We start from the raw sequence: 20,804 nt of genomic DNA on the forward strand, positions 1-20,804 counted from the left end.
CGTTCGACTACCCGTCGGCCAGAAGGCGGACGATCAGAAGCAGGGCTCCACCCGCTGAAGCTGCCAGCGCGATGGTCCGCAGCCGCTCGGCGTTCATGAACCGGTTGGCCCATCGCGACAACGCGAAACCAATGAACACCACCGGCGAGAGCCAGAGGAAAGCAGCCAGGGTGGTGCCGGCAACCGCTCCGGCTACATTCAGCAGGAGCACCGACACCAGGGAGCCGACCAGAAAGAACGCGCTCATGGTCGCGCGGAGGCGGGCCGGCGGTTGCCCCTGCCAAACGATGGCCATGGGAGCTCCGCCGATGGCGGTCGCAGTGCCCATGACCCCGGAGATGGTGCCAGCCATCACCAGGGCCGGGCGTGTGGGTGCCGGCCGCCAGCCAAGATAAGCGGACCCGATGCCAGCCAGGACGCTGGCCGCCACCAGCCAGGAGAGTGCCACTGTGGACATGGCGACCGCAAGCCATGCGCCGAGTACACTGCCGGGAATGCGGCCGGCGAGCGCCCATGCAGCACCCCTAACATCGAGCTCAGCCCGGTCACGGACGGTGACCAGCAGGGTGACCAGACAAGCGAGCATCACCACAAGCGCAGGTAGTAGTTCCGGCGCAATGAGTGCAATGACAGGAGCGGCGATCAATCCCGCGCCGAACCCGATGGATCCCTGTATGGCGGTCGCGGCGCAGACCGTGAAGGCCAGGACAACGTATTCGGTAGGACTCACTTACCCAACCGGAGCAGACGTGAGTCCAGCCTCAGCCGTATCGGCGAGCGGGAAATGACACTCCGCTGCATGCTGTGGGCCGGGCCCCATAGAGTGCAGCTGCGGGATGCCGAGCGATACCCGGCCGGCCTGCGCAGCGGTCTGTGCGGGCGGAGCCTCGCGGGCGCAAATGCCCTGGGCCTTCCAACAGCGCGTGCGGAACCGGCAACCTGAGGGTGGATCGATCGGTGACGGAAGTTCCCCGCGCAGGACGATCCGCTCGGCCGGCCGGTCCGCCGGATTCAGCTTCGGGGAGGCGGACATGAGCGCTGCGGTGTAAGGGTGAAGGGGTCGTTCGAAGACATCGCTCGTGGTGCCCGTCTCGATGATCCGTCCTAGATACATCACAGCCACGCGATCGGTGACATGACGTACAACGGACAGGTCGTGGGAGATGAAGATGTAGCTGACGCCCAGTTTCTCCTGCAACTCGTTGAGCAGGTTCAGCACCTGCGCCTGCACCGAAAGGTCCAGGGCGGATACAGGTTCATCCAGGATGATCAGTTCCGGGTTCAGCGCCAGTGCGCGCGCAATGCCGATGCGTTGGCGCTGGCCGCCGGAAAACTCCTGCGGCGACTTCTTTGCATCAGATATACGCAGGCCAACCAGTTCCAGTAGCTCGTGCAGGCGTGCCTCCCGTTCGCGTGCCGAACTGAATAGCCCGCGATGGGTTGCCCAGGGCTCCGAGATGATGTCTCCGGCGCTCATTCGGGCATTCAACGAGGCGAACGGGTCCTGGAAGACCATCTGGACCCTGCGCCGCCAAGCCAGCAGCTCCTTGCCCCGGAGGCTGAATGGATCCTTCCCGTCGAAGGTCACGGTTCCGCCGTCGGGCTTTTCCAGCAGCATCAAGGTTCGGGCGAGGGTTGATTTTCCACAACCTGACTCGCCGACCAGGCCGAGCGTTTCACCCCGGCCCACGGACAGATTGATGCCATCCAAAGCGCGCAGCTCGTTGCTGCCCGATCCGCTCCGGCCGACATGGAAGATCTTGGTGACATCGCGAACCTCAAGGGCTGCGGTGCCGGGCTCGTGTACTCCCTCAAGCTGTGCGGTCATGACGTGGTTTCCTTCAGGGGCGTCCGGGCATCGAGTAGTTCGGAAAAATGGCACGCTGCTGAGCGGTCGGGTCCTGTTGCACGCAGGGTGGGGCGCTCCGCGCGGCACACTTCCTGGGCGAGGGGACAGCGGTCCTGATACACGCAGCCGGGTGGAATGTTCTTCAGTTCGGGCGGGCTGCCTGGGATCGAGGAGAGGATGGCGCCGCGCTCCGCGTCCGTCGGCACGGACTCCAGTAGTCCCTTGGTATACGGGTGACGGGGGTCGGCGAAGACCTCCTCCACAGGCCCGGATTCCACGACGGTGCCCGCGTACATGACGCAGACGGTGTCAGCTTCCTCCGCGACCACGGCGAGGTCATGTGTGATGAGCACCACCGCCATGTCCTCTTCTTCCCGCAATCTGCGCAGCAGATCCATGATCTGCGCCTGAACTGTGACGTCGAGTGCGGTGGTCGGCTCATCTGCGATGAGCAGGCGAGGGCTGAGCGCTACCGCCGTTGCGATGAGTATGCGCTGGCGCATCCCGCCCGAGAACTGATAGGGGTATGCATCGACCCGTGACTCCGGTTGCGGGATCCCCACGCGAGCCATCAGGGCGATTGCTTCCTTCCGTGCGTCGGCAGCGGAAAGGCCGCGATGAATCCGGAAGGTTTCGCCGATCTGAACGCCCACCGGATAGACCGGGTTGAGCGCGGTGAGGGCGTCCTGGAAGACGATCCCCAGTTCCGCACCCGCAATTTTGCGTCGTTGTTTGGCTCCCATCCCGGCGAGTTCCTTGCCTTCGAGCTGCATCGATCCGCCGGCCACGTGCGCTACCGGATCGAGTAGTCCGGCGATAGCCTTGGCAGTCATTGACTTGCCGCACCCTGACTCACCGAGCAGTGCCAGCGTCTGGCCCGCACGGGCTTCGAAACCGGCTGAGCTGACTGCCCGCACTGTACCGAACGGAGTGCGAATGTCGACGTCGAGTCCGTCCACACGCAGAACTACGGGATGAGAACCTTCGGATGAGGGGATATGTTCAGTGGTCTCAGTCTTGGTCACTTGGACTCCTTGGCGACGAGGCGGGTCACGAGTTTCTTCCGGCCCGGCAGTGCCAGTCGCCAGCGCTGCCCGGGATCCGTCGCGATGCGGAGCCAGGCGGCGAGCATGTTGGCAGCAATCGCTGTGACCACGATCGCGATGCCCGGGAAGATGGAAAGCCACCAGGCCGTCTGCAGGTATTGCCGGCCCTGGGCAACCATCAGGCCCCAGCTCACGTCCGGCGGCTGGATGCCGATCCCGAGGAAGGACAGCGATGACTCGGCGAGCATCACGTAGCAGAACTCAAGCGTGGCCAGAGTGAGGAGGGTGGGGGTGACAACGGGTATGACGTGCCGGCGGATAATCGCGTTCGGTCTTGCGCCGAAGGTGCGTGCAGCGTCGACGAAGGTGCGGCTCTGCAGTTCGGCTGATTCGGCTCGGGCAGTCCTGAGGTAGATCGGGATGCGGGTCAAGGCGAGGATCAGGACGATGTTCGCGATCGACGGGTTGAAGACATAGAGCACGACGACGGCCAGCAGCAGTGAGGGGAAGCTCATGATTACATCGGCGATGCGCATCGAGACGTTCTCCCTCCAACCGCGGTGATAGCCCGCCCAGATTCCCCATAGTGAACCGATCATCAGGGCAACCATCACAGCGGGAATAGCGACCAGCAGGGTAGTCCTGGTTGCAACGACCAGCCTGGCCAGGACGGAGCGTCCGAGGGAGTCGGAGCCCAGTAGGTATTCCCAGCCGTTCGCGGGGTCGAACGGAGGCTTGTTCGCGAACAGAAGATTCTGGCGTGTGGCCAGCTCGCCCATCAGCATGGGGCCGAAGACGGCTGTCGCCACCACAATGAGCAGGATGACTGCGCCGACGGACGCAAACTTGTCGCGCAGCAGCATGCGCAACATGCTCGGATGGTTGTGCTTGGCCGCTGTGGCGCCGCCTTTCACCTTCCGCCCGCCGTTGTGCTCGGCTGCGGTGCCCGAAGTTTCAATCATCGTGTTCTCCTAGGCCTTGGCTGTCGCGTTGGGCGTTGTATCAGCGGGGAAGGATTCGTTCGCCAGTGCCTTTTTCTTCCGTCGCGTGCCGGTGCCAGCGGGCCGGACCCGCGGGTCCAACAGGGCGTAGGCGAGATCAATCAGGATGTTCAGCACGAAGATGGCGATCGCCGTCAGCAGCACGGCGGCCTGGAGGACGGCGAAATCCCGTTGGAGGATCGAATCGATCATCAACTTCCCGATCCCAGGCCAGCCGAAGATGGTTTCCACGACAACCGCACCGTTGATGAGACCGACCATGAGATCGCCCGCAACCGTGAGTGCCGGTGCGGCGGCATTGCGCAGAGCATGCCGGGTGATGACGCGTTTCTGCGAAGCGCCCTTGCTGCGTGCGAGCTTGATATAAGGCTCGGAGAGGGCTGACACCATTGCTCCGCGGACCACTTGGACGAGCGCCCCGAAAGGACGCATCATCAGAGTGGCGATCGGCAGGATCCAGGCTTCAGACCCGCCGACGCCGGAGGTAGGCAGCCACCCCAGGGTGATTGCGAAAATCCAGATGCCCACAATCGCCAGCCAGAAATCCGGGATGGAAGCCGCTGCCATGGATACAAAGCTGGCAATCCTGTCGGCGATGCCATTGGGCTTGAGCGCTGCCCAGCTGCCGACAATGACGGCAAGGACGATGGCCAGCACCATGGTGGTGACAGCCAGTTGAAGGGTGGCCGGGAAAGCCCGCAGCGCCATGGCTGCCGCGGACTCTCCCGTCCGGAGGGAAGTGCCGAAGTCCAGTTGGAGTACCCCGCCGAAGTAATCGACCATCTGGGCCCACAGCGGCTGGTCAAGGCCGTTTCGGGTCGCGAAGTCCTCCCGCATCTGCTCAGTTGCGTTCAGCGGCAGGTACAGGCTGGCCGGGTTTCCGGTCATTCTCGCCAGGGCGAAGACTCCGATGATGACGACCACCAGCGGCAATGCACTGGAAACAATGCGTTTCCGTAAGTAGGTCAGCATGGCTTCCCTCTCCTATTCCACTCTCCTGGGTGTTGGGTGGCTACTGAGCCGGCTTGATTTCAGCCAGCCGCAGTTCGTCACCGGAGGACGAGTTCGGCTCGTAGTCGATGGTGGCGGCCTTCCCGATCATGCCGGTCTGGTGCATGATGTGAGCGAACTGGACAACTTCGTCGTTCTGGTAAGCGAAGATCTCCTCGAATGCGCTCTGCCGATCCTCATCGGTGGCAGCGTTGGCCTTTTCGATCATGGCGTCCAGCTCAGGGGTCCCGAATGCGCTCTGAGCGCCGTCGGTCATCATGTACTGGTCAACGGTGAAGGCGGCGTCACCAGCCTGGTTGCCGTGCTGTGTCATGTGCAGGATGGCGCCCTCGTCCTCAACGAACGGCCGAACCTGGTACTGAAGGTGCTGACTGGTTTCGAGCATCTTCAGTTCGACATTCAGTCCAGCCTGCGTCAGCTGTTCCTGGAGCACCTGGCCCAGTTCCTGGATCTTGGGGAATTGGGCGTTGCGGACGATCAGGCTGATCGGTGCGCTGGTGTCCACGCCGTCGGCCTTCGCTTCTGCAACGAGGGACTTGGCCTGCTCCAGATCAAACGGCCAGCCTTCAAGCTCGGTGTTGTGGCCGACGATTCCTTCGGGCACCAGCTGGGCTGCGACGGTCTCCCGGCCACCATAAAGGCTGGCAACAATGCCTTCCTTGTCGATTGCGTAGTTGACCGCCTGACGTACTCGGATGTCGTCAAACGGCGGCTTTTCGTTGTGCATCCGAAGCGCCACGGTCTCATTGTTCGGGTATGGGACCCCAAGGTCGCCGATGTTGTCCTCCGGAGCGAGGCCCATTGCGATGTCTGCTTCGCCGGAAGTCACCATGGCAGCGCGCACGGTGCCCTCGGCACGCCACTGATATTCGGCCTTCGGGAAAGCGGGCTTTTCGCCCCAGTATCCGTCGTAGGCAGAGAGAGTAATCTTCTGTCCTGCCTGCCACTCCTCGAGCTGGTACGGGCCGGTGCCGATCGGCTCACGCACCTTCTCGGTATCCGAGGTCTCGCTCGGGACAACTTCCAGGAAGGACAGACGCAAGGGAAGGATCGGGTCCGGTGCGGCGGTGGTGACGGTCAGTGTGGTGTCATCGACAACCTCGACGGCGAGGTCATCATCACCGAATACGTAGCCCTCCACATTGCAGCCCAACTCGGAGTTGACGGCGCGTTCGACGGTGTGCGCCGCATCCTCTGCGGTGAAGTCGCTGCCGTCATGGAAGGTCACGCCTTCGCGGAGCTTGAAGGTCCACGTGGTGTCATCGTCGGAGCTCCATTCCGTGGCGAGCTTCGGTTCGAGCTCTCCAGAGGACGGGTTTCGCTCAACGAGCGGTTCGGTGATCGTGGAGCGGTCGACGACGCCGGTGCTCGTGAGGTTCGATTCGCAGGGTTCCAGCGTGGGCGGCTCCTGCTGAAGGACGACCCGAAGCGTGTCTGAGGCCTCAGCGGGTCCTCCTTCGGCATCGCCCGAGTTGGCTACGGCGCAGCCGCTCAGCACCATGGAACCGCCGATCGTTACAGATGTCAGGGCGAGAGTTAGGCGGCGCCTGCCCGTGCCCGCCAGTTCAGGTGACCCGGTTGAGGGTTCAAACGTCATTGTTTCCTCCGAGGAAGCGAGTGATGAGTGCCGGGGAGAGAGTGCTCATATGGAAGCCGGCTGGACTCAGCTTGTGATTGTCGTCACGACCCGTCAAGGGGTGGATTCTTTGTGAAGCGGACGGTGCGCGAGCCAATGACGGGGCCACTGACGCTATTTCCGCGCCACTGCACGGAACTTAGGGATCTATACCTGGGAGGTATCGATCCATGCTAATTACGTGTTGGACCGGAATGAACGATTTTCCTAGTGTCACCGCATGAGCATTGACACAGCAGCGCGGTCCGAGAACCCTCCCTCAATCACCGGCGAACACATCCTGCAGGTAGGTCCGGTCAATCCGACCGTCGCTGCCGCACTGGCCGATGAGTTCGGTGCTTTGCGCCTCCCGGACGGCGACGGACGGGAGGACTTCCTCACACAGCACGCGGAGGGTATTCAAGTCGCCGTCTGTTCCGGCCGGTACGGGGTGGACACCGGACTGATGAGCCGGCTGCCCAACCTTGAAGCGATCGTGAATTTCGGTGTCGGCTATGACGCGACCGATGTAGCCCAGGCCCAGGAACGCGGCATCGCCATCAGCAATACGCCGGATGTGCTGACAGAGTGTGTTGCAGACACCGCGCTGTCGCTCTACCTCGACGTGCTGCGCCGCACCAGCGCTGCTGATCGGTTCGTCCGGCGCGGAGACTGGGAGTCGACTTCCTCCTACCCGCTGACCACGCGAGCCTCAGGCAAGAAGGTCGGCATTCTTGGCCTGGGCCGTATCGGCAAAGCTATCGCGGCCCGGCTCGAGGCATTCGGATGCGAGATTCATTACCACAACCGCCGGCCCGTCGAAGGCTCGGACTACACGTACCATTCGTCACCGGCCGAGCTGGCGCAGGCTGTGGAGGTTCTGGTCGTCGCCGCTGCTGGAGGACCGGACTCCGCAGGGCTGGTGGACGCCGGGGTGTTGGCAGCCCTCGGAAGCGACGGTTACCTGATCAACGTCGCCCGTGGGACCGTCATCGATGAACCGGCGTTGGTCTCCGCTCTGACGGACGGCCGCCTGGCAGGAGCAGGGCTGGACGTCTTCGCGTCCGAGCCGCACGTCCCCGCCGAGCTGCTGGAACTGGAGAACGTGGTCCTGCTCCCACATGTGGGAAGCGGCACTCGCGAAACCCGCACCGCGATGGCGGACCTGACACTCAGGAACCTGCGCAGCTATGTGAACGAGGGAAGATTGGTAACGCCTGTCTAGCCGCCGGCCCGGCACTCCGCCGCGGCCGCCTCACCGATACTATGATGCACGTCAAGCGCTTGACAGCGTCCAGTAATTCACGTGAGGCATCATGTTCACCTTGGATCAAGCCCGCAGCTTCATTGCCGTCGCCGAGGAGCTCCACTTCGGGCGGGCCGCTGAACGCCTCAACATGACCCAGCCACCGCTGAGCCGGCAGATCCAGAAGCTCGAGCGAAGTGTCGGCGTCGAGCTGTTGGAACGCGACAACCGGAAGGTGTCACTCACTGCTGCCGGTCGCGCCTTCCTGGTCGAAGCCCGAAAGCTTGTTGTCGCCGCCGAACGCGCGCCCAAGACGGCCCAACGCATTGCGGCGGGTAAGTCCGGCCAGCTCCGTGTCGGTTTCACCGCTGCTTCCGGCTTCAGCCTCCTCGGTCCGTTGCTGACGGAGATTGCGACGGAACTGCCCGACGTCGATGTCGAGCTTCAGGAGCTTGTCACCGGTGAGCAGGTGGCAGCAATCGCCGACGGCGATCTGGACCTCGGCCTCGCGAGGCCGACCTTTGATGTGGACATTTTCGAGTCACATCTGCTGTTCACCGAGGACCTGCTGCTGGCTGTTCCGTCCGGGCACGAACTGGACCTGCTGCACCGGTCGCTGACGGTGACGGATCTCAAGGGGGTGCCGCTGATCATGCACTCGCCCACCAAGGCCAGGTACTTCTACGATCTGGTGGTCCGCAATATCCCGGTGGAGCACGGAAATGTTGTGCATACGGTGAGCCAGGTCGTCACCATGGTGGCGCTGGTGGCAGCCGGCCGGGGCGTGGCCTTCGTGCCGGAATCGGCGAGCATGCTGAGTGTGGAGGGCGTCTCCTACCTGCGCCTGGCAGATGTCGAGCCCGACGCGGTCGAACTTCACGCCATCTGGAGCAGGGAGATTCGTAACCCCGCCCTGGGCAGGCTACTCGAAGTCATCAGGACCAAGGACTTGTAGAAACTGATACCCGAAGAGCATCAATCCATACAAAAGTGGGCTTAGACAAGCATCATCTGACTTCCTAGTGTTGAAGTAACCCAGCAAAGCACCATCACCCGCCGTTCGCGGCGAACTGCCTAAGGAAGATGCATAGTGGCCCAGTACGCGCCCCACGAACTCGCTCAGAAGCTCAAGGACGGCCTGCTGTCCTTCCCGGTAACCGCCTTCACGCCAGAGTTGACGTTTGATGAGGATGCATACCGGCAGCACCTGTCATGGCAGACAAGCTTCGACGTCGCAGGCCTCTTCGCTGCCGGCGGCACCGGTGAGGGATTCAGCCTGACCCCGGTTGAGGCAGCGCAGGTCATCCGCGTCGCAGTCGAGGAAGTCGGCGGCAAGGTTCCCGTGCTCGCCTCCGCGGGCGGGTCCACTGCACAGGCCGTCCAGAACGCCAGGGACGCGGAAGCCGCCGGCGCCGAGGGCCTCCTGCTCCTCCCGCCGTACCTCACGGAGTGCGACCAGGAAGGGCTCCTTGCCCACGTCAGCGCCGTATGCTCCGCGACTACGATCGGCGTGATCGTCTATAACCGCGCCAACGCCATTTACTCCGCGGACACCGTCGCCCGCCTTGCTGAGCGCCACCCGAACTTCATCGGGTTCAAGGACGCCATCGGCGACATCGAACACCTCACCAAGGTCTACGTGAAGAACGGCGACCGGCTGTTCTACCTCGGCGGCCTGCCCACAGCCGAGACCTTCGCTCTTCCGCTGCTGCAGCTGGGAATGAGTACCTACTCATCCGCGCTTTACAATTTCGTACCGGAGTTCGCGCTGGAGTTCTACCGTGACGTTCGGAAGCAGGACCATGCAGCCGTCACCGAGAAGCTGCAGCGATTCGTACTGCCCTACCTCGACATCCGTGATCGGGTGCGCGGTTACGGCGTTTCGATTGTGAAGGGTGGGCTCACGGTCGTCGGCCGCGACGTCGGTGGCGTACGCCCGCCGCTGCAGAACCTCACTGACGCTGACCTCGCAGACCTGAGCGCGCTCATCGACGCAGCCGGAATTCGTCCCGCGCCTGCTGCTCTCACCACCGCCTGATCAACCAACCGGTCATCCATCCGTAAGGAGCTTTCATGCCTACCCAGAACGCTACGCTTCAGGGCCATTCGATCATTGCCGGGCAGACCACTTCCGGCAACGGCAAGACTGTCAATGGTTTTGACCCCTCCACCAACGAAACGCTGGAGCCCGCCTACACGCTGATCGACGTTTCCCAGCTTGAGGTCGCCACGGCCGCAGCTGAGGAGGCTTTCGAGTCCTTCAGCCAACTGGATCCCGAGACTCATGCAGCCTTCCTGGACGGAATCGCAGAGAGGATCGAGGCCGCCGGTGACGAGGTGGTGTCACGGGCGATGCTCGAGACCGGGCTCCCCGAGCCGCGCCTTCGCGGAGAGCTGGCGCGTACCACCGGACAGCTTCGCCTGTTCGCATCAGTGGTTCGCCAGGGCGATCACCGCGGAGTGCGGATCGACCCCGCGCAGCCGGACCGGAAGCCGATGCCGCGAGCTGACATCCGTCAGCGCAAGGTTCCCCTCGGCCCTGTCGCCGTCTTCGGGGCGAGCAACTTCCCGCTCGCGTTCTCCACTGCCGGCGGCGACACCGCTTCGGCGCTGGCTGCCGGTTGCCCGGTCGTCTTCAAGGCCCATAACGCACACCCCGGCACCAGCGAGATTGTTGGCCGCGCGATCGCTGACGCAGTGAACGACGCCGGACTCCACCCGGGCGTCTTCTCCCTCATCTATGGCCCCGGTGCCAGCATCGGTCAGGCGCTTGTGGCTGACCCTGCGATCAAGGCTGTCGGTTTCACCGGCTCGCGCTCAGGCGGAACCGCTCTGATGGCTACGGCTGCGTCACGTCCGGAACCCATTCCGGTGTACGCGGAGATGAGCTCGATCAACCCTGTCATCTTCTTCGAGGGCGCACTGCAGGGTGATCTCGATGAGCTCGCCAAGGCGTACACCACGTCCCTGACCGCCTCCAGCGGCCAGCTGTGCACCTCTCCCGGTCTCATTTTCGTTCCAACGGGCGACGCCGGTGACAACTTCCTGGCTGCAGTCGCCGCAGCACTCACGCCGGCCGCCGGCCAGACCATGCTCACCCGAGGGATTGCAGATTCCTGGAACGCAGGCGTGGAGGCTTTGGGCTCGCAGGACGGTGTCGAACTGGTCGCGCAGGGTACAAAGGGAAGCACGGAGAACGCCCCGGCGCCTGCCGTCTTCGGAACGCAGGCCGAAACATTCCTCAGCAACCCGGTTCTGCACGAGGAAATCTTCGGCGCAGCTTCGCTCGTGGTTCGTTACTCCTCCACCGAGGAACTGGTGGCGGCCGCCAAGCGCCTGGAAGGCCAGCTGACGGCTACCCTCCACCTCACCGAGTCCGACTATGCAACTGCCGCAGGCGTCCTGCCTGTGCTTGAGCGCAAAGTGGGGCGCATCCTCGCCAATGGCTGGCCCACCGGCGTCGAAGTGGGACACGCCATGGTTCACGGTGGCCCCTTCCCCGCGACCTCGGACTCGCGCACTACCTCGGTCGGTACCCTGGCCATCGAGCGTTTCCTCCGGCCGGTTGCGTACCAGAACATCCCCGAGGATCTTCTGCCCGCGCCTGTGAAGCAGGCGAACCCCTGGAAGCTCAACCGGCGGATTGACGGCACCGTAGTCGCCGAGAATGAAGGGCCTGAAGGGACGGTAGAAGCAACAGGGGAGGACGCTTGAGCACCCAGCCATCCATTGCCGGCGTCGAGGTTGTCCCCGTTGCGGGGCACGACTCGATGCTGCTCAACCTCTCCGGTGCGCATGGGCCGTTTTTCACCCGCAACGTGGTCATCATCACCGACTCCGACGGCCGGACCGGTCTCGGCGAGGTTCCGGGCGGCGAAGCCATCCGGTCCACCATCGAGGAGGCCGGACGCTTCCTCGCGGGCAAACCGATAGCTCAGTTCCGCAGCCTCCTGCGTTCGGTCGCTGCAGCCTTTGCGGATCGTGACGCCGGAGGCCGTGGGCTACAAACCTTCGACCTGCGGACTACCGTCCACGCTGTAACCGCGATCGAGTCGGCGCTGCTGGACCTGCACGGACAGTTCCTCGGTGTCCCTGTCGCAGAACTGCTCGGTGACGGGCAGCAGCGTGACGCGGTGCCGATGCTCGGTTACCTCTTCTACATCGGCAACCCTGATCTCACCGACCTGCCCTACCTCCGCGAACCGGAAGGATCAGACAGCTGGGAGCGGGTGCGTCGCGAGGAGGCCATGACCCCCGAGGCCGTGGTCCGTCTCGCCGAGGCCGCGCAGGCCCGCTACGGGTTCTCCGACTTCAAGCTCAAGGGCGGTGTGCAGGCCGGAGACCTGGAGGTGGACGCCGTGACTGCGCTCAAGGAGCGCTTCCCCGATGCGCGCATCACGCTCGACCCGAACGGTGGCTGGCTGCTTGAGGACGCCATCCGACTCGGCAAGCGGATGCGTGGCGTCGTGGCCTACGCCGAGGACCCGTGCGGTGCCGAAGGCAAGTTCTCAGGCCGCGAGGTTGTAGCTGAGTTCCGGCGCGCAACCGGGCTGCAGACAGCAACCAACATGATCGCGACCGACTGGCGGGAGATGGCCCATGCGGTGCGCACCAATGCCGTCGACATCCCGCTGGCCGATCCGCACTTCTGGACCATGGCCGGTTCCGTCCGGGTGGCGCAGTTGTGCAATGAGTTCGGCCTGACCTGGGGATCGCACTCCAACAACCACTTCGACATCTCGCTGGCGATGTTCACCCACGTGGGTGCTGCAGCTCCGGGGGAGATCACGGCACTGGATACGCACTGGATCTGGCAGGACGGTCAGGGTCTGACCAAGGATCCGCTGCAGATTCGCGACGGTGAGATCCGGGTTCCTGACGCTCCGGGCCTCGGCATCGAACTCGACAGGACCCGGCTCGACGAGGCGCATACCCTCTACCTCGAGCACGGCCTGGGCACGCGGGATGATGCAACGTCCATGCAGTACCTGATTCCGGAATGGACCTTCGATCCGAAGAGGCCCTGCCTGGTCCGCTGATGCGGCTTGGAGTTACCGGGTAGGGACAGGAGGGTCAGTGGAGGGGGTTCTCCTCGGGTTCGGCGTTGTGCTGGCTCTGGTCAGCGTGGGCGTTATGGCGTCGATCCTCCTCCCTACCCGGACTCGGGCCATGCAGGAGGGCCTCACGCCGGTGATCTACTACATCACCAACCCGGCGCTGATGTTCATCCTCCTCGCCGAGACGGAACTCGCCGAGGTGCTCGGCCTCTTTACGCCGATCGCGCTGGTTGTGGCTGCCGCAACCAGTGCGGTCTACGCGCTTTTCAGCCGCTTCGCGCTCAAGCGACCGGCAGCTCAGACCGCGGTTGGCGCCATGGCCTCCTGCTACGTCAACGCAGGTAACATCGGCATCCCGATCGCCCTATATGCGGTCGGCAGCTCAGCTCCGGTGGTCTCGGTGCTGCTGGCCCAGCTGCTGGTTATCGCGCCGGTCTTCCTCACCATCTTCGCGTGGTGCGGCAGGAAAACAACGACGGCGGCGCCCGCCCCGGCCGGTTCATCGCAGTCTGCCGGCGCTACGCCAACGCTTGGGCTGACCGTATTGCGTTCGGTCGCCAATCCTGTGACCACCGGTACCGCGGCTGGCGCCCTGCTCGCAGCGACCTCGGTGACGTTGCCGGACATCATCTGGATTCCGCTGGAGATGCTCGGCCAGGCGTCCATTCCGTTGCTGCTCGTGGTTTTCGGGATGAGCCTGCGCGGGCAGAAGCCGCTGGCCCAGCGGAGCCTGCGAGCCGACGTCGTGCTCGGAAGTGTGGTGAAGCTGGCGCTCATGCCGGTGATCGCGTGGGCGGTTGCGTACTACCTGTTCCGCGTCGAGGGCACGGCGCTCCTGGGTGTGGTGGCGATGGCCGCCCTGCCCACGGCGCAGAACGTATTCCTGTTCTCCTCCCAGTTCGGACTCAGGGTGACCCTGGTGCGGGACATCATCCTGATGAGCTCACTTCTGGCGCTGCCGGCGTCCCTCCTGGTGGCGTTGTTGCTCGGGTAGGCGGACTAGATGGTGCGCGTCAGCCGGGCTGCCGCCAACATCAACCCAACGTAAACTGGTCCCATCGCTTCCCTCATCGCCTCACTGCAGAGCCGAAAGGAAGTGAGGAGACGGTATGAGTCAGGTGCGCACGGTGCTGGCGGCCACGGATTTCTCTCCCGCCGCTGTGTCTGCGGGTGAGCGTGCGGCTCTGCTCTGCAGGGATACGGGTGCGGTGCTTGAGCTGTTCCACGCGGTCAATGTTTCGGGCCTGAACAGGTTGCGGCGGTTGGTTCCGGGGATCCCTGATGGGTTGGAGCAGCACGCCATCGATGACAGACGTGAGGAGATTACGCTTCTGGGCGGTGGCTTGAGCGAGCTCCACGGTGTCCGGGTCGGCGTTCATGTCGAGGCCGGCCCGGCCTTTGTGCAGATCGAGGAGCGCGCCATCGAGGTATCCGCTGACCTGGTGGTCCTCGGCGTTCACGGAACCGGCACGTTCACTCATCCGGTCCTGGGTTCGACGGCGGCCCGGGTGGCCGAGCGGAGTGCCCGCGCTGCATTGGTCGTGAAGCAGGAGCCGCAGGAGCGGTACCGCAACGTTCTGGTCCCGGTGGATTTCTCCGAGCATTCCCTTCCGGCGCTGATGCTTGCCTGTTCGGTGGCCCCTGGCGCCGACATCATCCTCATGCACGGCTATGGTGTGCCTTTCGAAGGGAAGCTGAGGGCCGGGCGTGTTGTCGAGGAGGAACTCGCGCCATTCCTGGATGCGGCACGGAACAAGGTATTTGAGAACCTGCACGAACTCGCGGACGCCGCTGGTTTGGCCCCGCATACGGTCCGGCTGCTGGCCTGCCACGGCACAGCCCTGGACCAGATCCTGGAACAGGAACGAACCCGTTATTGCGACCTGATCGTGATGGGACGGCACGGGGAAACTCCCCTGCTGGAGCGCGTCTTCCTGGGAAGCGTGACGAAGCAGGTGCTGGCTCTATCCGGAGCGGACGTACTGGTTGCACCGGTTCCTTGATTTTCAGATGAGGTCCTCCATGAGGCGGGCGAGGATGTCATTCATGGCCAGGAGTCCAATGAGTTGATTCCCCTCCACCACCACCAACCTGCTGAGGTGGTAGCGGCTCATCAGGGTGGCTGCCTGACGCACGGACAGGTCCTCGTTCACGGTGATCGCGGGTATGGTGGCGGCGTCGTAGACGTTCAGGAGATCCACATCGCCCTCCTGAGCGACGACGGTATCCAGCAGTTCCCTGTAGCTGAGCATGCCGTAGGCGTCGTGGGCGTGTTGCCGGTCCACCACCAGGCTCTTCACTTGGCGGTCCCTCATCATGGACAGCGCTTCACGCAGGGTGCTGTAGGGGGAGATCGTCACGACCTGGGGCACCATGACATCTTTGACGGTGAGCATTCTTCCTCCTCGTAACAGGGGTCTCCGTGAGGCCTTGGTCAGGTTTCGTCCCGGCGCATGTGCTCTTCGAAGCTGACAATTTGGCGCATGTCGATGCCGGTGAGGTGCTCGATTGGAATGGCGAATGCCAGACCGCGGGATTCGGTGCCCTTGACCAGTACCTGGTGCAGTTCCTTCAAGATCGGCGCCGTCAGGTGCGAGCCGACGACCATAAGCAGCACGGACTGGGTCCCTTCGAAGGTCAATCCGAAAAAGGTCTTCCGGGCCTCACCTCCGATGCCCTTGCCCGGCAGGATCGTCACACCCGTCGCACCGGCGCGGTGGGCACGATCAATCACCTTGTCCTCCAACTCATCGGGGGCGATCACGACGACGGCGGTGAACTTCATGTCAGCTCCCTCCTCAAGCGGGGAAATTTCTCCATCACCATGGCATACACCATCACAGCAATGACAGGGAAGATCGAAGCGTAGGCGATTAGCCCGAACCCGTCGATCAGCACGTTCCGACCCTCCACAGCCGCCGCAAGGCCGATACCCAGCGCTGTTACCAACGGAACTGTCACCTCCGAGGTGGTCACCCCGCCAAGGTCGAATGCGAGCGCGGTAATGTACTTCGGGGCAAGGAAAACCAGCACAATCGCCACCGTGTAAGCGGCCATGATGAAGTAGTGAAACGGCCCGCCCACCAAGATCCGGTAGACCCCGAAACCAATTCCAAGCCCGACCCCAAGAGCGACAATGATGCGGACAGCAACCGCGTTAACCCTGCCGGGGGAAGCGTCTTCGGCCTGCTCGCCTATGGCTACGAGGGCGGGTTCGGCCATAGTGACCGCGAAGCCAATGAGCACGGCGAAGAGCAGAATCAGGGCCGGGGTTCCCTGGTCGATGAGCTGGTTGGCCATGAGCGTCCCGAGTGGGAACAGGCCGAGCTTGAGCCCCACCACGAACGCGTAGAGACCCACCAGGACCATGACGAATCCGACAACCACGCGCCAGGGTCGGGCGAGTCTGCGCTGGAGCGCGACGTACTGGAAGAACACGACCACCCCGACGATCGGCAGGACATTCCGGATCATTTCCGCCAGCTCAAGGATCATGCCCACCACACCGTCCACAGACGCGTTATCGGAGGCAGCCTGCGGAAATGCCCCGGCTCCGCCGAAGGAATAAACCCACGTTCCATACAGCTGCACACCGATCACCGGCACCATCACGCACAGAGCGACCAGTCCGAAACCGTCCACCAGCTGGCTGCGGCCCCGGATCGAATTGGCAAGACCGAGTCCAATAGCCGCAATCAGAGGAACGCTGACGATGTTGGTCGTGACGCCGCCGGAGTCGTAGGCCAGTCCAACAATCTCCACGGGCGCGACATAGGTCAGAGCCAGTGCTGCCCCGTACCCGACGATCAGCAGCTTGTATACCGCCCAGCCGCGCAGCACCCGCAGAATGCCAAGAACCATGACCAGCCCTACCGAGACCGCGACGACAAAGCGCAGGATCAGCGCGTTGATCCGCCCTTCGCTGACAAGCTCAGCCTGTTCGGCCACGGCGATCACGGCCGGCTCAGCAATCGAGGCAGCGAAGCCTATCGCGAAGCCAAACGGCAGCAGCAGCCTGAGCGCACCGCTCCGGACGAACTGGTTGGCTAGGTTCCTCCCCACGGGGAATACGCTCAAGTCGAGGCCCTGCAGGAACACGGCAATGCCAATTGCCACTATCAGTAGTCCCGTGACTAGTGTCCACGGGTCATCGGGCACTCTACGGAACACCAGTACCTGGAATACTGTCACCACGACAACGATGGGCAGTAGATTACTCAGGGCCTTTACGAATTCATTCGCGAAGCGACTGAGGTGCTCCATCGGGTCCTCTCCCGGTGACGATTCTGCGAGTACCTTGGCCCTTCAGTGTCGCTGGGACGGTAGAACAGTGTCCACACTTACTCTGATTCTGACCCGACGGCGGGCACCGTGCTGAAGTACCGTTCAACCGCTTTTTCCTGCTCGCTGGGCGCCACTACGAGCAGCTGGTCGCCACGGCGTAACACGGTTCCCTCCTGCGGGGAGAAGCACTTCTGCTCACGCAGCACCAGGGCAAATGACGGTGTCAGCGGGAAGGTTCAGTGACCGGAACGGTGTTTCGGTCAACCAGGACTCTTCGGCCAGGGACCCATACGGCACAGGCCACCACCGCGATGGGAGCCTTCAGGTCCGACGCAAGGACGTGATCGTCTGCTGGTGCTGGAGGCTAGAGCCGCGTGGGGTAAGCAGATTTACCCTGAGCAAAGACAGAAAGGGTGTCCCGCCGGGTCCAGGAACACGCGAAAGGTTTCGCCCGGCTGGTGCCCGTGCTTGGTTGCTCCCAGTTCCAGAACAGCGGCCTCGGCGGCATCGAGGTCATCAACGATCACGTCGAGATGCATCTGCTGCGGGGCGCGCTGTCCCGGCCATTCCGGCCGCGAATAGTCCTCCACCTTTTGGAATGATATGCACTGACCGTAGTCCGCTTGAACTTCGACCCAATCGGGTTCCTCATTTACCTTCCAGTCCAGCATGCTCCCGTAGAACCTTGCGAGGACTAGAGGGTCAGGACAATCGATGACAGTAGTGGGGAATCGTGCGATAGCCATACTCGACACCGTATGCGCACTTGCGGACGATTAGTGTCCGGATAAGGAGGCGGGAACTCCCGGAGCGGCGTTTCGTTCAGCCGCCGCGTAGGACAGACTTGCTCCATGGCAGATTCAGAAGAAATCACAACTCAGCACTCAACCGTCGAAGAGTGGACGGGAGCCCTGGCGGAGTCCGTGGGCTCCCCTGGTGGAGGTGCCGGAGCAGGGGTAATGCTCTCCATTGCGGCATCGCTGACCTCCATGGTTGCCGGGTACACGGACGCGGAGGCTAACCAGCAGGCTCAGGTGGAGGAGATCCGTACCCGAGCGCAAAAGCTTCGGCAGGTTGCGCTGGGTCTGGCAGACGATGACGCTTCTGCTTCAAGTGCGTTCGGGGCAGCGTTCCGCCTTGAGCCGGGCGAAGAGCGGGATAACGCAATACGCGAAGCGTCTCTTGGTGCTGCCCGGTCATCGGCAACGCTCGGTGATCACGCGATTGACGCCATCGACGACTTGTCCTGGCTCGCGGGCAACGGCAATCCCGCTCTGATTGCCGACGTCGTTGTCGCGTTCGGTGCGCTCAGGGCAGCGGTGACAGGCGCACGTACCAACGTCAGCTTCGATCTGGCCACGCTGCGGTCTTCCGGTCTCACGCTGGAGGAGATCCGGGAACAGCAGCCCGGCCTGTGGGCAACGGTGGAACGGTTGGACACCGCGATCCAACGCATTGACGCAGCCATGACCGCCGTCGACGACCGAGCTGCTCCGACCGACTCGGTATGACTGCACGCCGGAAGGCGATCGTTGTAGGCGCTGGAGTGGCGGGTCTTTCCACGGCTGTCGCCCTGCGCAAATCGCAGTGGTCAGTGAAGGTTCTGGAGCAGCAGCCGGGGCTGCGGACCTCGGGGACGGCGGTTGTGCTGCACCGTGCGGCCATGAAGGGACTTGAATCCCTCGGTCTCGGGGCGGAAGTTGCGGAGCGGACCGTTCCACTGACCGAGCTGCGACTACGAACCAGCAGATCCGTGCCGCTCACACCACCCAAGCGCGCCACAACCTCCCTGCTGATCAACCGTTCGGCGCTCGTCGCCCTCCTCCGGGCCGCCCTGCCGGAGGAAGTGCTCGCCTTCGGGCAGCCACTTGCGGTGCGTGACCTTCCGCTGGCGTATGAAGGGGCAGACCTTGTCGTCGCGGCCGATGGTGTGAACAGCGACCTACGCCTGGCACTGTTCGGACAGCGATACGCCGCCACCTCTACCGGAACCACGGTGTGGCGGGGGACGGCACGAACGACGACGACGGGACTCACCGAATACTGGGGCGAGGGACGACGTTTCGGCGCCAGTGACCGCCCCGGGGGCGGAACGAACTGGTACGCGACGGCGGTCCTCGCGCCGGCAGCCGATACGTCGCCGCAGTCGGCTCTTGAAGAGCTTCAGCGACTATTCGGACACTGGTGCGGCCCTGTCGCAGCCACAGTGGCGACCATCGACCGGGATACCCTCCTGCGGCACGAGATTAACCACCTGGCGGAGCGTTTGCCGCGGTATTACCTCGGCAGGACGGTTCTTGTCGGCGATGCTGCCCACGCCATGACGCCGGATCTCGGACGGGGTGCAAACGAAGCTATCCTCGACGCATTGGCGCTGGCACGGAATCTCGACGTGCAAGGGGGCGTGGAGAGCGCGCTGGTTGCTTACGACAGGTCCCGGCGCCTGCGGACCCAACTCATCGCGGCTGGATCAGCATCGATCGATGCCCTCGTCCACAGGGCACCGCCGCGACGGCTAAGGGCATTGAGGTTGCGCCCCTGGAGCCTCTGAGCGCACAGGGCCGCAACCGTAGCCACCAGCTTCGTCTCATCCAGTACCGTTTCATATGTGACCGTAAACAAGGAGCCTACGCCGACGGCGGCTCCGTCCCTACAGCCTGCCCCGCGCAAGCGCGCCGCCAATATTCGCGACGTGGCAAAGGCAGCGGGTGTCTCGCACCAGACCGTGTCACGCGTCATCAACGGGCACCCGAGCCTCCGTGAGGGCACGCGGCAGCGCGTGCTCGATGCGATGGAGGCACTGCAGTTCCGGCCCAACCGTGCAGCCCGCTCGCTGGTCACCAGCCGCTCCGGCATGATCGGGGTCCTGGTCACGAATGGCACCTACTTCGGTCCGGCGTCGACCCGGGCAGCAATCGAATCCGCGGCTGCCAGCGCCGGCTACCTGGTCGACACGGCAACTCTCACCTCCCTCGATGAGGCGGCTTTCAGGGAGGCCCTGGAACGGCTGGTTGACCACGCGGTCGAAGGGCTTATCGTCCTCGCGCCGCAGGAAGCCACCCTCCGCCAGTTGGGACACCTGCCGGCAAAACTCCCGATGGTTACTGTGCATTCGACCTCACCCGCAGACGATCACGGGCTCTCGGTGGACCAGGTGGCCGGGGCGCGGCTCGCGACCCGGCACCTGCTTGAGCTGGGCCACCGAAATGTAGCGCATGTCGCCGGACCGGCCGGCTGGGTGGAATCCAAGGAGAGGATCCGTGGATTCCGCACCGAGATGGCGAAGTGGGGCCTCGGTTCCTCGCGGATCATCACCGGCGACTGGACTTCTGACAGCGGCTTCCGAATCGGCCAGGGACTCATCGCGGAGGATCCGCCCACTGCAATTTTTTCCTCCAATGACCAGATGGCGCTCGGGATCATGCACGCATGCGGGGAACGGGGGCTACGTATCCCCGAGGACATCAGCATCGTCGGCTTCGATGACATGCCCGACGCCGCCCACTTCGCCCCGCCGCTCACCACAGTCCGGCAGGACTTCCCGGAATTGGGGCGGCGGTGCGTGGCCCACCTGCTCGCGCAGCTCGATGTGCCGGTGGAGGATGCGCCGCGCACAGTAGTCCCCGAACTTGTAGTCCGCCAGTCGACGGCGCGCCGAGGTAGAACGCCTCGCGAAAGCGCACCGTGATGAACTA

General features: G+C 63.6%; 21 protein-coding genes. 10 read left to right on the plus strand and 11 right to left on the minus strand.

Features of this window, described 5'->3' with window-relative positions; genetic code table 11:
• Positions 1–7: 7 nt before the first annotated feature.
• Genes AC5RTB_RS11220 through AC5RTB_RS11245 form a run of 6 tightly spaced genes read right to left on the minus strand, consistent with a single transcriptional unit; the run spans position 8 to position 6,504 of the window.
• Positions 8–730, minus strand: coding sequence for a sulfite exporter TauE/SafE family protein (locus AC5RTB_RS11220; RefSeq protein ID WP_494061143.1), 723 nt, complete (start codon positions 728–730; stop codon positions 8–10).
• Entirely contained in the window at positions 731–1,828 is a 1,098-nt protein-coding gene (locus AC5RTB_RS11225; protein WP_494061144.1) for an ABC transporter ATP-binding protein, read from the minus strand.
• Entirely contained in the window at positions 1,825–2,874 is a 1,050-nt protein-coding gene (locus tag AC5RTB_RS11230) for an ABC transporter ATP-binding protein (protein ID WP_494061145.1), read from the minus strand. Before AC5RTB_RS11230 ends, AC5RTB_RS11225 begins: the two co-directional genes overlap by 4 nt.
• Positions 2,871–3,857 carry an ABC transporter permease gene (locus AC5RTB_RS11235; RefSeq protein WP_494061146.1) on the minus strand — a complete coding sequence of 329 codons (987 nt, stop codon included), beginning with the start codon at positions 3,855–3,857 and terminating at the stop codon, positions 2,871–2,873. The genes AC5RTB_RS11230 and AC5RTB_RS11235 overlap by 4 nt, the downstream gene beginning before the upstream one ends.
• Before the next feature lie 9 nt (positions 3,858–3,866).
• Complete coding sequence (locus tag AC5RTB_RS11240; protein WP_494061147.1) at positions 3,867–4,868, minus strand: ABC transporter permease; 1,002 nt, start codon at positions 4,866–4,868, stop codon at positions 3,867–3,869.
• Positions 4,869–4,908: 40 nt separating this feature from the next.
• Positions 4,909–6,504 (minus strand): ABC transporter substrate-binding protein, encoded by a 1,596-nt coding sequence (locus AC5RTB_RS11245; RefSeq protein ID WP_494061148.1) that lies wholly within the window; start codon positions 6,502–6,504, stop codon positions 4,909–4,911.
• A 259-nt stretch (positions 6,505–6,763) separates the two neighbouring features.
• Here AC5RTB_RS11245 and AC5RTB_RS11250 point away from each other — a divergent pair, with 259 nt between their 5' ends.
• The 7 genes from AC5RTB_RS11250 (at position 6,764) to AC5RTB_RS11280 (ending at position 14,828) form a co-directional block, all read left to right on the plus strand.
• The gene (locus AC5RTB_RS11250) at positions 6,764–7,747 is read left to right on the plus strand and encodes a 2-hydroxyacid dehydrogenase (RefSeq protein ID WP_494061149.1); all 984 of its coding nucleotides are present in this window, start codon (positions 6,764–6,766) and stop codon (positions 7,745–7,747) included.
• A 91-nt stretch (positions 7,748–7,838) separates the two neighbouring features.
• Complete coding sequence (locus AC5RTB_RS11255; protein ID WP_494061150.1) at positions 7,839–8,723, plus strand: LysR family transcriptional regulator; 885 nt, start codon at positions 7,839–7,841, stop codon at positions 8,721–8,723.
• A 135-nt stretch (positions 8,724–8,858) separates the two neighbouring features.
• The gene (gene kdgD / locus AC5RTB_RS11260; protein ID WP_494061151.1) at positions 8,859–9,806 is read left to right on the plus strand and encodes a 5-dehydro-4-deoxyglucarate dehydratase; all 948 of its coding nucleotides are present in this window, start codon (positions 8,859–8,861) and stop codon (positions 9,804–9,806) included.
• Between the two features lie 35 nt (positions 9,807–9,841).
• On the plus strand, positions 9,842–11,482 hold the full coding sequence (locus tag AC5RTB_RS11265; RefSeq protein WP_494061152.1) for an aldehyde dehydrogenase (NADP(+)): 1,641 nt from the start codon (positions 9,842–9,844) through the stop codon (positions 11,480–11,482).
• The gene (locus AC5RTB_RS11270; protein ID WP_494061153.1) at positions 11,479–12,807 is read left to right on the plus strand and encodes an enolase C-terminal domain-like protein; all 1,329 of its coding nucleotides are present in this window, start codon (positions 11,479–11,481) and stop codon (positions 12,805–12,807) included. The genes AC5RTB_RS11265 and AC5RTB_RS11270 overlap by 4 nt, the downstream gene beginning before the upstream one ends.
• A 37-nt stretch (positions 12,808–12,844) precedes the next feature.
• On the plus strand, positions 12,845–13,819 hold the full coding sequence (locus AC5RTB_RS11275) for an AEC family transporter (protein ID WP_494061154.1): 975 nt from the start codon (positions 12,845–12,847) through the stop codon (positions 13,817–13,819).
• Between the two features lie 115 nt (positions 13,820–13,934).
• A complete protein-coding gene (locus AC5RTB_RS11280) occupies positions 13,935–14,828 on the plus strand; it encodes a universal stress protein (RefSeq protein ID WP_494061155.1) in 894 nt (297 codons plus the stop codon).
• 3 nt (positions 14,829–14,831) lie between these two features.
• Here the strand turns inward: AC5RTB_RS11280 and AC5RTB_RS11285 are convergent, their stop codons facing one another.
• The 5 genes from AC5RTB_RS11285 to AC5RTB_RS11305 form a co-directional block, all read right to left on the minus strand.
• Positions 14,832–15,221, minus strand: coding sequence for a CBS domain-containing protein (locus AC5RTB_RS11285; RefSeq protein ID WP_494061156.1), 390 nt, complete (start codon positions 15,219–15,221; stop codon positions 14,832–14,834).
• Between the two features lie 38 nt (positions 15,222–15,259).
• The gene (locus tag AC5RTB_RS11290) at positions 15,260–15,610 is read right to left on the minus strand and encodes a P-II family nitrogen regulator (protein ID WP_494061157.1); all 351 of its coding nucleotides are present in this window, start codon (positions 15,608–15,610) and stop codon (positions 15,260–15,262) included.
• Positions 15,607–17,088: a DUF1538 domain-containing protein gene (locus AC5RTB_RS11295; RefSeq protein WP_494061158.1), complete on the minus strand. Its 1,482-nt coding sequence runs from the start codon at positions 17,086–17,088 to the stop codon at positions 15,607–15,609. Before AC5RTB_RS11295 ends, AC5RTB_RS11290 begins: the two co-directional genes overlap by 4 nt.
• A gap of 77 nt (positions 17,089–17,165) precedes the next feature.
• The gene (locus tag AC5RTB_RS11300) at positions 17,166–17,315 is read right to left on the minus strand and encodes a hypothetical protein (RefSeq protein WP_494061159.1); all 150 of its coding nucleotides are present in this window, start codon (positions 17,313–17,315) and stop codon (positions 17,166–17,168) included.
• Positions 17,316–17,498: 183 nt separating this feature from the next.
• On the minus strand, positions 17,499–17,855 hold the full coding sequence (locus AC5RTB_RS11305) for a VOC family protein (RefSeq protein ID WP_494061160.1): 357 nt from the start codon (positions 17,853–17,855) through the stop codon (positions 17,499–17,501).
• Between the two features lie 105 nt (positions 17,856–17,960).
• Between AC5RTB_RS11305 and AC5RTB_RS11310 the strand changes: the two genes are divergently transcribed.
• From AC5RTB_RS11310 to AC5RTB_RS11320, 3 genes are read left to right on the plus strand one after another with little or no spacing between them, the layout of a single operon-like run.
• Positions 17,961–18,620: a cyclodeaminase/cyclohydrolase family protein gene (locus AC5RTB_RS11310; protein WP_494061161.1), complete on the plus strand. Its 660-nt coding sequence runs from the start codon at positions 17,961–17,963 to the stop codon at positions 18,618–18,620.
• Positions 18,617–19,660: an FAD-dependent oxidoreductase gene (locus tag AC5RTB_RS11315; protein ID WP_494061162.1), complete on the plus strand. Its 1,044-nt coding sequence runs from the start codon at positions 18,617–18,619 to the stop codon at positions 19,658–19,660. The genes AC5RTB_RS11310 and AC5RTB_RS11315 overlap by 4 nt, the downstream gene beginning before the upstream one ends.
• Before the next feature lie 57 nt (positions 19,661–19,717).
• On the plus strand, positions 19,718–20,797 hold the full coding sequence (locus tag AC5RTB_RS11320; protein WP_494061163.1) for a LacI family DNA-binding transcriptional regulator: 1,080 nt from the start codon (positions 19,718–19,720) through the stop codon (positions 20,795–20,797).
• Positions 20,798–20,804: the final 7 nt, after the last annotated feature.

This window comes from Arthrobacter sp. M71 S08, from assembly GCF_059089725.1.

What these genes read in the sequence shown, in the direction of transcription:
- AC5RTB_RS11245 (WP_494061148.1), bottom strand. Translation starts at nt 6,504, where the DNA reads ATGACGTTTGAACCCTCAACCGGGTCACCTGAACTGGCGGGCACGGGC.
- AC5RTB_RS11235 (WP_494061146.1), bottom strand. Translation starts at nt 3,857, where the DNA reads ATGATTGAAACTTCGGGCACCGCAGCCGAGCACAACGGCGGGCGGAAG.
- AC5RTB_RS11225 (WP_494061144.1), bottom strand. Translation starts at nt 1,828, where the DNA reads ATGACCGCACAGCTTGAGGGAGTACACGAGCCCGGCACCGCAGCCCTT.
- AC5RTB_RS11305 (WP_494061160.1), bottom strand. Translation starts at nt 17,855, where the DNA reads ATGGCTATCGCACGATTCCCCACTACTGTCATCGATTGTCCTGACCCT.
- AC5RTB_RS11290 (WP_494061157.1), bottom strand. Translation starts at nt 15,610, where the DNA reads ATGAAGTTCACCGCCGTCGTCGTGATCGCCCCCGATGAGTTGGAGGAC.
- AC5RTB_RS11315 (WP_494061162.1), top strand. Translation starts at nt 18,617, where the DNA reads ATGACTGCACGCCGGAAGGCGATCGTTGTAGGCGCTGGAGTGGCGGGT.
- AC5RTB_RS11265 (WP_494061152.1), top strand. Translation starts at nt 9,842, where the DNA reads ATGCCTACCCAGAACGCTACGCTTCAGGGCCATTCGATCATTGCCGGG.
- AC5RTB_RS11295 (WP_494061158.1), bottom strand. Translation starts at nt 17,088, where the DNA reads ATGGAGCACCTCAGTCGCTTCGCGAATGAATTCGTAAAGGCCCTGAGT.
- AC5RTB_RS11310 (WP_494061161.1), top strand. Translation starts at nt 17,961, where the DNA reads ATGGCAGATTCAGAAGAAATCACAACTCAGCACTCAACCGTCGAAGAG.
- AC5RTB_RS11255 (WP_494061150.1), top strand. Translation starts at nt 7,839, where the DNA reads ATGTTCACCTTGGATCAAGCCCGCAGCTTCATTGCCGTCGCCGAGGAG.
- AC5RTB_RS11280 (WP_494061155.1), top strand. Translation starts at nt 13,935, where the DNA reads ATGAGTCAGGTGCGCACGGTGCTGGCGGCCACGGATTTCTCTCCCGCC.
- AC5RTB_RS11250 (WP_494061149.1), top strand. Translation starts at nt 6,764, where the DNA reads ATGAGCATTGACACAGCAGCGCGGTCCGAGAACCCTCCCTCAATCACC.
- AC5RTB_RS11240 (WP_494061147.1), bottom strand. Translation starts at nt 4,868, where the DNA reads ATGCTGACCTACTTACGGAAACGCATTGTTTCCAGTGCATTGCCGCTG.
- AC5RTB_RS11285 (WP_494061156.1), bottom strand. Translation starts at nt 15,221, where the DNA reads ATGCTCACCGTCAAAGATGTCATGGTGCCCCAGGTCGTGACGATCTCC.